Origin of the sequence: Gardnerella sp. KA00390 (assembly GCF_049244075.1) — a bacterium.
Classification (GTDB): Bacteria; Actinomycetota; Actinomycetes; order Actinomycetales; family Bifidobacteriaceae; genus Bifidobacterium; species Bifidobacterium vaginale.
This window is the reverse complement of sequence record NZ_CP058372.1, coordinates 473,365-490,438: the sequence shown is the minus strand read 5'-3', so window position 1 is coordinate 490,438 and position 17,074 is coordinate 473,365. Positions and strand designations below refer to the sequence as shown.

Genomic DNA, 17,074 nt, shown 5'->3' with positions numbered 1-17,074 from the left:
TTATTGCATCAGACAGCGAGGACAATTATTATAAAATTCAAACAAAAAATTAACAAAAACGCTCACTAAAACGTTCACAAAAACGTTAAATAAGACGCTAAAAAAGCTATATTAAATCACATATTATTTTCTAATAAATGCATTGATTTAATTGGACGCTCAAGATAATATTCACACCACTGCTCAACGCATCTATACGTTAAATAATCAATATCTGTTCCGTCTATATTCTTCCAATCGCCATTAATCAAAGAAATCATTTGAAAACGTGCTAAACCATTACACTTAATTGACTGCAAATCATGATCTTTAGAACACATAACTCCTCCAGAACAAGAGGAAAAATATGATAAATCATCTTTAGTTGCACAAACTACGCATTCATTAAGCATAGGAGACCAGCCAGCTAGTTTTAACGCTCTTAAAACATATGAGAATCCAATTGAATCAGCACTATGCAATCCCCTAGAAAGAGCAGATAAGGCTGCAACAAGCAGATTGTATTGCATACAAGAATCCTGATACTGTGCAGAAGACGAAACCAAATCATCTGCGATTTCCGCAATCATGCTAGCACGACTATACAAATCATAATCAGCACAAATACTCTCAGCATAAGCAGAAACTAAAACCGCTTGAGAAACAACATCAAAAGTTCTTCCAGTAGCAAAAAGTGCATTCACACGCATAAAAGGTTCTAAACGCGCCCCAAAACGAGATTTTATTTTCCTAACACCTTTTGCAACAGCACGAATCTTACCATGCTTTTTAGTAAGCATAACTACAATTCTATCCGCTTCTCCTAAAGGAAAAGTCTTAAGAACTACAGCCTCATCGTTATACAACGGCATGAAAATCAAAAACTCTTAATCTGCTAATCCAAAGTATTTTTATAGATCAGTTGTGGCTTGGATTCACAAAACCACCGAAATTAGATTCGCCAGTATCATCCAAATCATCTGAATCATTATTGCCAGCATTGTTAGCATTAAAATCTTCAGAAGAAGTATTAAAATGATTCATAACTGGGAATGAAAGATCTGGAATATCTAGATTGAGACTTTGCGACGGCTCAAATTTAGGAGATGCAAGAAGAGACAAATTCAAATCACCAACAGGGTTTGAAGCACTACTCTTTGAATCATTCTTATCATCATCTTTAGTATTAACAGCATTAGCATTAGCAGCATTAACATGATTCTGACTATAAGAATCTTGGCTAGGTGCAGCTGGAATAGCACTGTCTCTTGTATAAGTCTGCGAATAGGAATCTTTCGGAGCATACGATGGCGGGAACGTAGGAGGCATAACAGTAGAAGCCTGAGACATCTCGTCATCAGTATCATCATTAGGCTCTACATTAGCAGAATGAGGCGTAAAAATAGCCCTATCCCCATGGTGCAAATCGTTAAGAGAAGCACCACTATTGTTATCAACACTGTTGTCTACAGGTGCGAAAATGCTTTGCCTATCTTGAGGCATATCTTCAATATGCTGTGCAGAACTATTATCACTATCTGCCACATGCTCAACGACTGGCACACTATCTGCACTAATATGATGCGAATCTACTTCATCAACTGTAGTTCTAGAAAAAATATCATTTGCAACAGGATTATCTGCTTCAACAGTATTTTGAACAGGATTTACTACAAACGAATCCGCATTATGCTCAACGGGAACAGATGGAGGCATAGGATTTGCAGATTGCACAGGCTGTGGCGTCGTCTGACTATATGCTGCGTTAACAGAAGATGCGGCAGCACCATTAGAATCAAAATCTAGGTACTTAGAAACACGATCGTAAGATTCAAGCCTACTAAGCAATCGTATGCAAGCGTTCAAATAATAATCCACTTGACGCTCATCGTATCCATGTTTACCAGAACGCTGTGTAAACAACACGTTAGAAACAAACATTGCGTCAATGCCATCAAGATCGCTTGAACTATTACCCCACGTTGGCTTATATCCAAGAAGAATAGAAATCTTATCTAAGGTCTTATTAACAACATTATCGACCTGTTTTTTATCATACGAAGGCTTGCGAGATTGACCAGAATCAAAACGCATCTTGTAATCACGCTGAGAATGATTAAGCAAAACACGGTATTCACTATCGGCTTGTGCTTTCCAAACGATTCTACCGCGATGAGAAATTTCGTATTCGGTTGTTTTATCTACAACAGCACGTTCCAACCTAGAAAGAGCCGCATCAACTTGAGGAATAGCGTATCCTTCATCTTCTAAATCGAAGGACACGTCTTGAATATCTTTTTGTGTAAGACGAATGTCGTCGGACTCATACAAAGAATGGGCACGCTCAAGAAAATCATTAACTTGCTCTACGCTGTAACCCTTCTTGCGCTTACCTACGCGCTCAATACCAGAAGAATTACGCGCAGTATCGGGTTTACTTGCCATAAACAATAGACCTCCTGAACATATCATTATTGAATATACTCTACGCGATTGTTAAGACGCTTCAAAACGCAAAACACAAACTCTGAAAGACACACGCAAATCGCGAATCACGCATCTAGTACACACCATACTGTATCTTGTTTCAAGCGGGCGATTAGCTCAGCTGGCTAGAGCGCCACCTTTACACGGTGGATGTCGGGGGTTCGAGTCCCTCATCGCCCACTTTCCGCTTTTCTTGGTTAGCGTACTTCTCCCATGTTTGTTTATTTTTTCCCCGCGTTTGTTCACAAAACCACCAAATACGTAAACAATCTCGGGAAAATAGTTCGCGCGTTACGCTTTAAGCACGAAGGCAGGTCTCGCGCAGTATGTGCTTGCCGCGCAAATCTGATTTATTCTTACGCTTTTGCAAGTATCCAGTTACCATGATTGAAATTATCAACAGCGAAAGAATCATAGCAGCTACAAACAGCGTCATCCAAAGCGGCCACTGAAGATGATCTTCTGGAGCGTGCGCTGGGTCCGGCAGCACGCGATACCCCGTAATCAGTAGCCTATGCGAGTTCACACCATACGGCGTGCATGTAAGCAAAGTCGCCAAATCGCGCCCAGGCTCACGCTGCAGCAAACTGATATCCTGCGGGTCTACAACACTAATGCGAAACACCCTGTAGCGCATCGTGTCGCCCTGTACATCAATGTAGAAGTAGTCTCCACGCTTCATGTCGATTAAACCGTCAAACATGGTTGCTGTAGGCAATCCAGTGTGTGCTGTTATAACGGTATGCCTGTTTTTGCCGCCCACAGGTAAATCTGTGCCATACAAGTGTCCTGCTCCGCGAGCTAGGACATCGCGCGAAGTGCCATGGTAAATTGGTAGTTTTACGCCAATTTTCGGGATTTTTATGATTCCCATAATTCCCATTGGTTCGTCTAGTTGTTTGATATATGACTTATAGTCTGCTGTTTTTTTGTAATTATCACTGCCGTCATACGGGTCGGCTGTAAAGAATTTTTTTCTGCGAGCATTGTATTTTCGCGCACTTCTTAGAATAGATTCTCGCACGCTAGCGGCCTGATTGTAGCTTACTTTGTCGTAATCTATGGAAATTTGTTTAGACACGTGGTTGTTCCACAGTGTTGACGCCACTGGGTAGCTGAAGAACAATACGCCTGCTAGCACTAACGCAATCGGCTCAATTATGCGATGTATAAAAGTTTTCTGTGTTTTTAAGTTTTTCTGTGTTTTTTGGCTTGAGTTGGATTGTGGAGTTTGCTCTTCGGTTGCTGACGACTTTTCCGCTATCAAATCACTCGCACCAGCCACACTGCTCGTGCCAATCACACTGGAGGTACGCTTCGCCTTATTCTTAAACAATTTAGCAACAGCGCGCTCGCTCAACAAGCGGCACAAATTGCTAATATCGGCTAGCCTCATAACTCCTCCAAGCTAAAGCTATTTAATGAAAGATAATATTTGGTTTGATTTTGCTACAAACGCAGTGGGATTTTGCGCTTTTTGTTGCTCAAAACGGCAAAATTAACAACAAAATCGGGAAAAACTTACCGAAAATGTTGCTTAAAACCACAAAATCAACAACAAAAAGCGGGAAAACGACGGGTTTTGTTGCTTTAACAGTCCACATAGGATTGAGTCTAGGATTTTGCTCCTAGACTCAATTTATGCAGACTCAATCGTTTATAGACTCAATCGTTTATGATTTACTCATCAAACTGAGCAAATCATGCAGCCTGTTCTTCTTCCTTCTTGCGATTATTGCGCATGTACATGAATGTACCAGCACCAACTAAGCCCAAACCGATGATGGCGAATATAATCACGCCATAAGCACCAGTATTTGGAAGCTTGAACCAGTGTTCAATGTTATTGCTCGTTGGAACATCAGCAATTGGAACCTCAAGTGATTCATTATCTTTTGCGTTAGCAGTATCCACTTCATGAACATCTTCTGAGCGGACATAACCTTTTGGAGCATTAACCTCAACAAGATAAATCTTGCTATTCGCATCAGTAGTCTTTACAACATAATCAGAAGTCTTGCCATCATTACCAGTTGTAGTGATAGTAGCAGTTCCTGCAGTAGCTGGTTTAGTAGCAGTAAAGCCAGGCATAGCTCCATTAGTTTCAGCGCACTTAGTTGTGTCTTTTGCGCACGCTAAAGCCTTGGTTTTATCAGCAAACGCCTTGAACTCTGCCCCAGAAAGAACTGTCTTCTTTGAGGTATCAGTGCCGTCATACTTCAAGACATGGAACTTGTGGAATACAGTCTTGGTATCGGTACCAGGTGTATCCTTACCGCTGTCTCCGCCTGGGTTAAAACCATACTTGTTAGTAAGTTCAGTCTTTACAGTGTCTTTACCAAAATCTTTATTAATCTTAAGATTCAAAGTTACCTGAACTCGAATATCCTTACTAGCAAACGCACTAGCAGTTGTTCCAAATGCGTTAGCAATCTTAGTTAAACCAGCATCTTCGAATGTAAACAGAATGCGCTTACGAGTAACAGTAGTACCAGCCTTATCAACATCAGAGTCGCTAACAGCTATATTGTAATCAGTACCTTTAGTAAGATCTACAGGATTAGTACCACTAGTAACTTTCTTAAATGTTTTATTTTGAGCATCGTACTCGCCAACTTGAACCTTATAATTAGTTGCAGTATCACCAAAGTTAGTAAGGTTGCTATATGCGGATGCTAACGCATCATCCCAAACCTTAAAGCCAGTGAAATTAGAGCTGGCTAACTTAGTTTTATCCATAGCAGGCGTTAGTGGAAGCTTCACCTTAGCAGTAATCACATATGGAAGCGTGTCTCCAGCACCTACCATCTTGCTAGTTTGAGCATCCTTAGTAATACCACCATTAGCATTCCAGTTCTTTGGAGAAACGCTTACATCATATGTATAAGTGTTGGTGGTTTTACCATCTTCACGCGTAATTTGCGGAACAGTTATAAAGAATGGAGTAAACTCAGGGCTATAGCCTGTTGGCACTTTAGTTTCCTCAACGTAGTACAAGCCGATTGCAAGATTATCGAACTTTGCCACGCCGTCTTCACTACCAGACTTAGCCGTTACCTTTTCCATCTTGCCATTAGTGCCAAAATTCGTTGTATCAAACGTGACTTTATCTGTAGGCTTACCAGCTTTCGCAGCTTCGTTAAGTTCCTTAACTTTAGATGCAAGAGTAATCCAATCCCCTTGCTTCTTAAGATCAGGAACATTATCATTACCAATCTTTAAAACCTTCTGAATTGTAAAGGTTGCACCGTTAAGACCAACAGGTGTACCAGAAGTATCATCCTTCTTGTGAATCGTAATGGAACCAGTCTTAGTAGTATCTTCCCATGGAGCCTTAGCAGCAGCTGCATTATCCACAGCCCAAGCTGAGTTGCCAGCCACCACGGCGCCAGCAACGCACAGCGTGCCAGCCATTGCGAGCGAGGCGATTGCCGCCACGCATTGCTTTGTTATCTTGTTCATAATTTCTCCTTTTTTATTGCTCTTTCGAGCAGGTTTAAGAGATAAGTTTTCTGTTTTGTGTTGCGCACGGTCGGCGGAGCCATTGCAAGTTGTATGAACTCTGTCGGCGGCTACGATTTGCGCCGCGCGCAGCAAGATTAAATCCGAACCATGCTTCGGCATAATTGCCATTGCTATGTAACATCACTATGTAACGCAACTACGCAATGCCATTGCCAGCACATGGAACGTTGATACTGCAGTTTTTGCGCTGCAGAAAATTTTCATCAGCATCGCCACCTTTCAATGCGCCATTTTCTAGCGGTTTTGCGGATAAAAACTTTAATAATCTTGATAATCTCAGCGATGAGCGCACGCCCCCACTTGCTTTGATCAAGCAACAATGCAATAAACATCAGAGAAGTGCCAACAAACACAACACCACCAAGAAACATGTTCCAGTTCACGCCGCCCGTCTTTGGTAATTTGAATGGTTTCACCACGTACACTGGGAAGAATTTTGCAGCATAGTCAATACCGCTCTCGCCCTTAAAGCTCATAGCGCTAACAATATCGCTATTATTCACAACACTAATCGTGCCTTTCTTCACAGCATTCTTGTACTCAGTCAAAGCATCTGGCTTCAACGCAAACACTGCACAATAGTATTTTCCAGTCTCCGTAGGCGCTTTAGTGTTTGAAATAAATCCGCGTGAGCGTTCCATAGTTCCGCGAGTGCTGTCAAAAAGCATAGGGTTAGCTACATCAGTAACGCAGCCATCACCCTTATTACCGTTCTTACGGCAAGTTTCCTGCTGTCGGAAGTTCGCATGCCCCCACACTTTCTGACTATCGCCGCCATTAAGCTTAAAGAACAGTTTATTTAGATTTTCGCTCCAAACCTGAGACTTATTACCACTGCCCTTAGCTGGCTCATTCGCATCCCTGCACAACGTTCTTAGCGTAATGCCGCCGCGCTTATTTGTAGACCATGAGTCAACACCAAGGTCATTCAGCAAGCCGATTCCGCGCATAACAGTAACGCCAACCTTGTTGTCAACATTCGCAATGTTATCTGCGGAGTCGACTCTGCCTTTATTGGTATCGGAATTATACGCTGTATGGTCAAAGTACTTGTACACGTCAACATGCAAATCGCCAGCGCTAATATCTGGTCTAGTAACCTCCACTTTTGCGTAGATAGGGTGATCCTTGTTGATTGAATCTTTATCATCCGAAGCAGAGCTATCCGGGTAGTGAACCCTAATCTCAGCCCAATATTCGCCTTCATCCTGCCACTTATCTGGGCGGAAGGTGACGGAGCCTTTGCCGGTGGCGTCCTTGCTGGCTGCTTCCAACTTGCCATCAGCTTTGTTATCTTCGCCGTCTTCAAAGTTAGCCCAAGGCAAACTCTTTGCTTTCGAGTTTTTAATATCGCCAGCCTTAACAAAGCGCTTAATCTCGTACCAAGTGCCAGCAGGCAGAGCGCCTTCCTTAACGTTAACCAAATCCTCTTTTGGAACGCCGTTAGCATTAACGTCATGATTATTGCTGTCTTTAACAATCTTCTTGCTTCGCGGAGTGTCAGAGCTTATGTCAGCCTTGTGATTCTTAAGGTTCTTGTCAAAAGTACTACCCGCCAAAATCGTTGGCATCTTTGTATAAGTCGGGTTGTACAGCTGGTTGTCCTTATGAATATGCACAGAGAATGCGCCAATTTTGTAGTCTTCGCCTTCTTTGCCATATGGATTACCTCTAGCGTTAAGAACGCTTGTAACTGGGTCTTCGTTCTTCTTAGATTTGATATTAGACTCGACAGCTTTCTTAAACGCATCCGACTTCTTCTGATCGCCCTTTATAACGTAGACTTTGCACACATAGTCGCCGGTCTTTTGCGCCACGCCGCCGAAAGATCCGTGCGTGCGCTCAAAAGTGTTATAGCTTTTATCGCTATCAACCCAATCATCGTATAAGTAAGTATCAGACTTGCACTTTTTGCCATTAGTATTGCACTCAAACTGATTCTTAAGTGATGAATGCTTCCAAATCGTCTGCGGTTCCAAAAGTCGCAATCCGTCTTTTTCGCTATCTTTCTGCGACTTCTCATTATTAACATGACCAGGAAGAATGCCATACGTGTAGTCGGTTTGCTTACCATTCTTGTCTTGCTTTGAGCAAATCATATGCTGATGAAGATTTCCAATAGCGTTTGTTAAGTAAGAATCAAACATAGGGCGATCGTTACCAGCGAGTAAATCTCCTGGATGAAGGTTTATGCCATTTTCAACGCTGATAGTTCTGTATTGAGAATCCGTTGTATACCTAAACAAGTTAAGACCAAAATTATTATTGCCAGGCTTAGGCGTAACTTTCACCTTTGCGTACACAGGGTGCTTCTCGTTTACAGAGCCTTCGCCGTCTGATACAGAGCCGTCTGGGTAGTGAACTCTAACTTCCGCCCAATACTCGCCAGCAGACTGCCACTTATCTGGGTGGAAAGTTACAGAACCATATTCGCGATTAGGCTGATCTAAAGTAACTACTTTTCCGCTCTTCTTAACAGTATTGCCGTGCTCATCGCGCGTAACGTTGTCTTCACTATCTTCAAACCTAGACCAAGTTTCCTTCTCTTGTTGCAACGTAAACTTATCAGAATGGTTTTTGTCATCTACTTTTCTAAGTAGCTTCTTAATCTCAAACCACGTGCCATCAGGAAGGTCACCAACAAGAATGCTAGCTCGATCATCCTCCGAAACATCATTTCCATCTTTAGTGCTCTTTGGCTGATCAGTGCTGATATTGTCTTTTGTTGGACTGCTATACCTACCATCCTTAATTGACTTACCAGCTTGAATAGTTGGCATCTTTACATAAGTCGGGTTGTACTTTTGGTTGTCTTTGAGCTTGATTTTAAAGTAGAAACTGTCAGTAATCCACTCTAAGCCTTTTGTTGCCGCTTTAATACTTTCATAGTTATCAAAAAGTATTGAATACTCAGTAGAACCACCATTTTTTGCCGCTTTATCAAATGTGTCCAACGAACCACTATAGTCCTTAAGCTTGTTATCATCAGGCTTGTCGTGGAAAGCAAACACTTTACACTCGTACGAGCCGCCTTCCTTAGGCGTGCCACCAATCATCGCGCGCGAACGCTCCATAGTGTCATTTTCGTATTCTCTAGAGTGAAGGTAGAGATTATCGTTACTGCAATCCTTGCCCTTGCAACGCTTGTCGTTATCTCGAATCCACTGTCGGAAATCCTCAAAATGCAAGCCGTTAATCTCTCCGCTAGCTTCTTTGTTTCCTTCTTTAGGCTTAAGCAACGCGAACGGAGAATTAGGTACATCCGTCCTATGGCATATCACGCGGAAAGTAATAGGACCTTTACCATTCTTTGCCCAAGAATCAAACACAATACCCTTATTAGGGTTCTTGTGATCCTTATCTGACAGACCTATTTTCTTACCCTTATCGATCTCGTGAGGATTCGTTTTATCTCTAAAGGAAAAGCCCCAGAAACCATTATTATTTATGCTATTCCCGTCATATAAACCAAGATTCAAGTCACCGCCTGAAATTGGCAAATCACCAACTTTAACAGTAGCATACACGACCTTGTCATAATTACCTGCATCACTATCTTTAGACGTAGAACCATCTGGGTACGTAACAAGCACAGGCGTCTTTTCACTTTTACCAGCTTGTGTTTTAGACGGGCTAAACGTCACTTTGCCGTTTCCTGTATTTTTCGAATCAATCTTAGACCAATCAAGCACAGGAGAACCGTATTTACCATACTTCTCTAACTTAAAGGTAGAACCTTTAGGAAGATTACCTACTCTAACCCACGGCTTTTTGTTAGCTCGTACACTCTTAGGCTCTTCGCTATCAGTAGGGTTAAACTTCTTATGATTCGGATCGTATGCAACAGTAGTTTCCTTGTACTGCGGGTTGTACAACATGGCGTTAGAAACAACCTTGATTTTTATAGGTACATTTTCCTGAACCATCGGTGTCGTATACTTACAGTTGTATTGGTAAGCGCTAGGAGTTGGGTGCGTAATCTTCACCTTAAAAGTAATACCTTCAGAATTACGATCCAACTTTCCTGGATTATACGTAATATAACCAGTTTTACTATCTATGCTCACACAGCCTTTGTCAGAATTATTTTGACCAGTACTACAACTACTAGATTGCGTAACACCTTGTGGAATAGAAGTAAGCTCATACTTCATACTAGAGCCGTTAGGAAAATCTGATGGAATATTAGTAGTAGTATCAGTATCTTTTCCTGCAACATAGCGACCGCCATAATGGCTTTGTAGAGAATATTGACCATCCCAGTCGCCTAAGTCCCATCCCTGCCAAGAACCAGTATTAACGTACGGCTTAATTGTTACAGGCGTACCATACGTAGTAACAGGCACATTCTCTACGCCACCATAAGTAGTGTCCGAGCTTAAATTCTGATTATTTAACTTCTTTACATAATCATTCATCATGCTAGACGAATATTGAGGATATTTTATTTCAGTCTTACCATTTGGATCAGTAATATTATTCAAAACAGTATGCGGCTGATCACTATTACTAAAATCAGGCAAAGCGTCAGGATTCTTATGGTCATAGCCTTCCATAGAATCTGGAATACCATCGCCATCACTATCGAAAGGTCCAATAAAAGTCCACTTACTTCTAACTTCTACAGCACCATTTTTCTTCGTTTCTAAATCTCCAAAATCGCTTTCGGAATATGTACCTTTGCCAGAGTTCCATCCAGCTGAGAACGGAAGATTCTTCAATACTAAATCTGAGCGATTTTCCATACTTTCATCAACAAACGCAGTGATATTCCACTGAAAAGCCGTATTACCTGAAACTTCCCAGTCAGCAAGAACCGTAGAGAAATCATTCTTCCAGTTTCTAATTTCGCACATGTCATGCTTATCTCGCGAATCGCAATACGATGTAAGTCTGGAAGTACCTAAAGCATTATCCCAATAAGAGTTAAATAGCTGTTGGTCTTTACCAACACCCTCTTTACCAGCTTTACCTTCATACAAATTACCGTCGAACGAATGAGCCCATCTAGAACTACTGTTAACAAACTCATCTAATGTTTTATTAATTGTAACAATAGGCTCTTGATACTGGATTGCTCTACATCCACGACCGTTATCAGTTTTATCAAACTGTTTATCTTTTGGAAACGCGCTATACCACTTGTCTGTTTCAGGCCAGCAGCCATAGTTACGGTAACCAGTTCTATTACCAGACTTCCTTCTACTAATTTTTATACTTTTCCTATCAATACCTTTTGGAAGCCAAGCCATAAGAAGAGGTCTTTTACCACCAAACGCTTTATCTTCTCTCTTACCGCTATAAGGTTCACCTGTTACAATACTCTCGTACATTTGAGAGTAAGTATTGAAGAACACTTCCCATTTAATCTGAGTTCTATTTCTACCAGTAGAAGAGTCATAAACATTGCGACCAACTTCAACGTTAGAAGCAATCTGACTAGGAGCATCCCCTATTCCAAAGCCAGAACCAGACACAAAGCCTGTACCAAAACTATTCCACCAAGCATGAATAGGTGCTTTACCATCTGCATAACCCTTAGCTTCTTCTACTGGCGGCACTATGAGCATTGTCACTATTGTGGCGGCGGCAACGAGCATTGCTAAAAACGCACGGAAAACGTAACGCTTCGAAAGAATACGTCTGCAACTATTTGAAGAAGCAGAAGCGTTAAGCATTCTAAACTGCTTACGCAAGTTCAATAAGCCATGAAGCCGTGACATTCTAACGCCTCGATTTCTTAAAATCTAAAAGCTGCTCGAATACTCATGCCCTTTGGTTTTATAAGCCAACAAGCATTGCCCGGGGTACAGAACACCGCATTATCAGCAAAAAGCGCGCAATCAAACTACGTAAATAAACGTAAGCATACCTAGCTTCCCCAAAACCAGTAGTTAAATTCGCGCCAAACGCTCAAATGCAAAATAATACAGTGCACTACTGCAAAGCACGTATACAGTTGTACCCCCCCCCCATGGGAAAATTCAAGTAAAATCTGCACATTTTTCAATATTCGTAAAAGTTCCTAGATTCTATAAAGATCACCATAAAATACGTTAAAAATATATTGGAAACTTTATATTTTTCGCTTTTTAGCATCGAAATTATCACACTCGGCGTGTCTTAAAACACAATATGCAGCACTTTGCATAATAAAACATACTAAATATAGGATTTTCGATAATAGAAATAAAGAGTTAAAAATGAAGCAACATCTTCTACATCTTCTACATCTTCTACATCTTCTACATCTTCGCATTACACGTTTTAAAAGACTTTATACTTTTACCAGCCTTAATTTTCTCCAACGCTTTATACGCATCATCTAAAGTCTTAACGCTTACTACGTTTAAACCTTGCGGAATATTGTCAACCACCTCATCGCAATTGCTATTTGGCGCTAGAAACCATCTTGCACCATCTCTTTTAGCAGATATCATCTTTAAACGAATTCCGCCGATTGCCCCAACTTTCCCATTATTATCAATGGTTCCCGTGCCTGCTATTGTTTTGCCGCCAGCCAAATCTACGCCAGTTAGCTTGTTTAAAATACCCAAAGCATACATCATTCCTGCCGAAGGTCCGCCAATATCGTCTATATGCATCTTAACTTTTACATTTTTTACATTCACATCAAGATGCTTCTTCGCATAATCCAAAGCCGCCACTTGCGCAGAAGATTGCGAAGAAGTCATTTGCTTATTTGTCTCTTTTTTATAATCACTTGCATTTTGATTTACAGGCACTAAAACCTCACGAGGCAAAATCTGCTTTTTAGAATCAAACCAAGATAAAATAGCGTAAATATTTGGAATCTCATACCCTGGCACTCCAGACGTATTTACTGTGACTAAAAGTAATTTGCCATTTTTTGAATGCGGTTTTAAACCAGAAGCAGCTGAAACAGCTTTTTTGCTAGCCTTATTAGGATTATCTACGTTTATCACATATTTTCCAGAAGATTTTCCTAAAACGTCTTGAGTCGGCCCTGGCTCTTCAACAACATATGCGCTGGGAAGAAAAAGCACAATAATCGCAAGAACACCAATGATCAGTCCAATAAAATACTGCACGGATTTTGAAGAAAAATATTTAACAAAATAATTAAAAACTCTACTCGTAAAACTTATAACAGTCATACATCCATTGTTAAAAACAGCAAATATCTTATTAGTCATAAGAAATAATTCTATACTCAAGCCATACGCATAACGGAATTAGGATTCATTTAAAATATTAAATTAAAAAAGTTACTTAAATTATTGATTTATTGAATGAAAATTGCCGTATATCAGGTAGAATCTGTAATAAGCTGCAAAAAGTCACACTAATAAATGAATACGAAATAACGTGAAAATATTAGATGACTTTTAACTAAGACTGTAAGGACTTAACTATGAGCGAAGAAGAAATTCACCAGTGGCTCGTCGATTGCTTTGGTTCTGAACAAGGCGAAAAAGCATGGCACAACTTTGAGAACCTCCCTTTTGACATACGCGAACACATCAAGGAAAGGTGTGGAATTGGAGGACTTCCAACACCAGGCGAAGTTCACGCCATGATGCAAGCTTTTTCTACAGGAGGATTAAACAATCCTCTTGAAATGAGAGTGACTCTCGAAGACGGTCCAATAAATAAAAAGCTTGCACAATCTATCGCTATTCAAAGATCAACAAGCGACGGAGGAACCGTAAACGCTGAAGTTGCGGACTGTGCTAGAAGAGCACTTAGCCAAGCAAACTTGTGGCTAGACACAAGTTGCAACTTAAATCCTGCGCCAGGAACACCTGATATTCTTTCTAGATCTGATTGGATTGAAGGAACAATAGATTCGTGGGTTAAGTTTGCAAACCCTGTTGCAAAATCTGTGTGCGAGGCTTTTACAAGCGTAATATCCGCAAGATTCGGCGATTCGCAAGATACAGAAGTGGATGGCATATACGATGGAATTATGCCAATTCCTATGCCAGATGAGGCAAAACAACCTGACCAATTTATGAGATTGCTCGGAAATACATCTTTTGCAATGCAACTAGGATACGCTGCTGGAGCATTATCCCACGAGGTTCACGGAAGCTTCGATCAAGGTATAGCACTACTTAACAATCCAGCTGGAGGTCTTATTCCATACAATTGCATAGATTATGCAAAAACCTGGGGATTAGACGTAACAGAAGTTATGAATTATCTTGCCTTACGCGAACTTGCACACGCTCGCTTGTTTGCGTCTGTACCATGGCTTATGCCACGTTTTGAAGCTCTGATTATAAAGTATGCAGATGGTATTTCTATTGACTTAGATGCTGTAGAAGACCAGCTCAGAGATATTCAAGAAATGGATCCAGAAGCTGTTTCTGGAGCGGTGGATATTTCTAAAGTTGCAGATACAGAAACAGAGGGTCAAAAACAAGCTCTTAAAGGACTGGAAACACTTCTTGCTCTTACAGAAGGCTGGGTTGATTGCGTTATTTGGCGTGCTGGAATGGCACATATTCCACACATCGATCAACTTAGAGAGATGATGAGACGCGAGCGCGCTGCAGGTGGACCTTCGGAAATAACTTTTGAATCTCTTATCGGATTGAGATTAAGACCGCGCAGAATGCGAGAAGCTGCAGCATTATGGGATTCAATCACAAACGAAAAAGGCATTGAGGAGCGAGACTCTATGTGGAATCATCCTGATCTTTTGCCTGATTTACCAGAGTCTCAGGATGAGGCAAACGCAAGTGATAAAAAAACGAATACTACAGATGAAAATAGCACAGATAATAATAAGCAAATAGATTCTGCAGATTCTACAAACAAAGATGAGGCAAGAAAATCCTATGAGGCTGATTCTACAGATAATGAAGAGTCGTCAGCTTCTAAGATTGATAACGACGAGTCTGAACATGAAAATTCTTATGAAAATAAGAAAAATGATAATGTTGAGACTAATGCTGAAATTAATGCTGAGTCTAATTCTGAATCGGAAACTGAAACAAATAAAGAGTCAAAAGAATCAAGCATGAATATGCCTAATTTGGAAGACTTCAAGAATAGTGAAGATTTAGAAAAGAAACTCAAAGATGTGAATTGGGACGATGAATTAAGCAAACTGTTAGCATCTAATGACACGTCTGACGACGAATCTGATGACGCAAACAACAATGCTGACGAAGATTCAGATAACGGTGAAACTGATTCTGATTCAAATCCCAATTCAGATATAAATAAATAATAAGTGAATAATAAATAAATAAATAATAAATAACAATAAATAAATAACAAATGAATAATAAATGAATAGAAATAATAAAACAGAGCGGAAAAACTTGCGATTTTCTTAGAATTATTTTAAACAAATTATTCTAAGAAATGACTTACAGTTCTTTGCATACCACTTCCATAATCCTTGCAAAGAGAGTAAGAAATATGCAAGGTTTTTTCCGCTCTTGTTATTGCAACATACATAAGTCTGCGTTCTTCTTCATCCTCATCTTCACTTCTACTAACAGAAGATCCAAAAGGAAGAAGACCTTCAGAACAGCCAACCAAAAAAACGTGTTTAAATTCCAAACCTTTAGACGCGTGAATTGTAGATATAGTTACAGGAAGTAAAGATTTCTTAATTAAATCAACATGCTTCTTTTCGGAAACATTATCTACAAACTTATTATCTGTATCAGCAAAGGATAAGTCGCCAGCAACCGATGAATTGGAATTGCTTACTTCTGTATTATCTATATTATTATCGAGCACATCAGGTTGAAGACCAGCATCTTTTTTAACAGAAAAATGTAAGCCCAAGCTACCTAATGTTCTACAAAACATATTCTGCTGAACATTAGTGCGCGTAAGAATAGCAAAATCCGTAGGAAGCGCATCCCCCGATTTAACAGCTTTAGAAATCTGCTGAGCAACAGAAAGAGCCTCATCGTAATCAGTATTATAAATACTTTTGGAAACGCGAGCGCCACCCTTAATATTTGATTTTAATTTTAAATAATCACGCCTACACGCAGATTGTGAAAGAACACGATTAGCAAGACCAACAATACGTTCTGTAGACCTGTAATCCGTATTCAAACTAATATCAGCGTAGATTGGTGCAAATTCGTTTGGAAACTCAAGTAAATCGTAACTACTAGCGCCAGCGAAAGAATAGATGGTTTGGGCAGGATCTCCAACAACGCAAATATTGCGGTTATCGCCCAACCATAGTACAAGAAGCTCATGTTGCAATGGCGAAACATCCTGATACTCATCAACAGTAACCCAACCTATTAAACTACGAATCTGTTTAGCAGCATTAGGGAAAGATCTTAAAATATGACAGGTTAAAAGGAGCAAATCGTTAAAATCAATAAGATTACGCGTATTTTTTTCAATCTCGTACGCTTTATAAACTTCTACGAATTGTTTAACATCTAAGCCCGCAGGGAGTTCTCTATGAACACAAGCATATGCTTTCGCATAATCATCTGGTGCAATAAGCGAAACTTTCGCCCAATCAATTTCTGAAATAATATCTCTTATTTGCACAGACGTCATATTTGCAAGATCTGTGTAATGAATCAATGCTTGCTCTGTAACTTCTTTAGGATCATCCATTATTCTTGGAAAAGGAGCTGAGCACACTGAATCCCATACCTTACGTAAATGTTTTAATGCTGCAGAATGAAAAGTTGCAACAGTCGCATTATTAACACCTAATTTTTTAAGACGTTCTTGCATTTCTTTAGCAGCCTTTACAGAGAAAGTTACCGCCAAAACGCGATTTTCATCCCATTCTCCTTTAGCACACGCATACGCTATTCTGCGTGTAATAGTGCGAGTTTTACCAGCACCAGCGCACGCCACAATGCGAACAGGACCATTTAACGCCATGGCTGCTGCACGCTGTGAATCATCTAAATCATTCAATAATGACTCTGGAGAAGAAATCATATTTCTATTGTTACAGCAAACAAAGAAAAAATAAAAGATTAAAACACAAATGTGGTTAAAGGTTATTTGACTATATCTCGCTGCTTTGTATTACTGTTGAACTGTGACACAGATAAGCAGATTCAAGTTGGTAGCGCTGGCCTCATCGGTC

General features: G+C 40.3%; 8 protein-coding genes and 1 tRNA gene. 2 read left to right on the top strand and 7 right to left on the bottom strand.

Annotated elements, in window-relative coordinates; all coding sequences use genetic code 11:
* Positions 1 to 116: 116 nt before the first annotated feature.
* The gene (gene recO / locus HXT53_RS01815) at positions 117 to 851 is read right to left on the bottom strand and encodes a DNA repair protein RecO (protein ID WP_004112365.1); all 735 of its coding nucleotides are present in this window, start codon (positions 849 to 851) and stop codon (positions 117 to 119) included.
* A 46-nt stretch (positions 852 to 897) separates the two neighbouring features.
* Entirely contained in the window at positions 898 to 2,424 is a 1,527-nt protein-coding gene (locus HXT53_RS01810; protein WP_421780502.1) for a DivIVA domain-containing protein, read from the bottom strand.
* Positions 2,425 to 2,572: 148 nt separating this feature from the next.
* Here HXT53_RS01810 and HXT53_RS01805 point away from each other — a divergent pair.
* Positions 2,573 to 2,646 (top strand) — tRNA-Val (locus HXT53_RS01805).
* 118 nt (positions 2,647 to 2,764) lie between these two features.
* Here HXT53_RS01805 and HXT53_RS01800 read toward each other — a convergent pair.
* From HXT53_RS01800 to HXT53_RS01785, 4 genes are all read right to left on the bottom strand, one after another.
* Complete coding sequence (locus tag HXT53_RS01800; protein WP_004115651.1) at positions 2,765 to 3,862, bottom strand: class C sortase; 1,098 nt, start codon at positions 3,860 to 3,862, stop codon at positions 2,765 to 2,767.
* 305 nt (positions 3,863 to 4,167) lie between these two features.
* Entirely contained in the window at positions 4,168 to 6,099 is a 1,932-nt protein-coding gene (locus HXT53_RS01795) for a SpaH/EbpB family LPXTG-anchored major pilin (RefSeq protein ID WP_257983504.1), read from the bottom strand.
* Positions 6,100 to 6,194: 95 nt separating this feature from the next.
* Positions 6,195 to 11,669 carry a Rib/alpha-like domain-containing protein gene (locus HXT53_RS01790; protein ID WP_421780688.1) on the bottom strand — a complete coding sequence of 1,825 codons (5,475 nt, stop codon included), beginning with the start codon at positions 11,667 to 11,669 and terminating at the stop codon, positions 6,195 to 6,197.
* A gap of 567 nt (positions 11,670 to 12,236) precedes the next feature.
* Positions 12,237 to 13,169 (bottom strand): YlbL family protein, encoded by a 933-nt coding sequence (locus tag HXT53_RS01785; RefSeq protein WP_004116851.1) that lies wholly within the window; start codon positions 13,167 to 13,169, stop codon positions 12,237 to 12,239.
* 218 nt (positions 13,170 to 13,387) lie between these two features.
* Between HXT53_RS01785 and HXT53_RS01780 the strand changes: the two genes are divergently transcribed.
* Positions 13,388 to 15,214, top strand: coding sequence for a zinc-dependent metalloprotease (locus HXT53_RS01780; protein ID WP_421780499.1), 1,827 nt, complete (start codon positions 13,388 to 13,390; stop codon positions 15,212 to 15,214).
* Between the two features lie 125 nt (positions 15,215 to 15,339).
* On the opposite strand, the gene HXT53_RS01775 is transcribed toward HXT53_RS01780, so the two are convergent.
* A complete protein-coding gene (locus tag HXT53_RS01775) occupies positions 15,340 to 16,923 on the bottom strand; it encodes an ATP-dependent helicase (protein WP_285064458.1) in 1,584 nt (527 codons plus the stop codon).
* Positions 16,924 to 17,074: the final 151 nt, after the last annotated feature.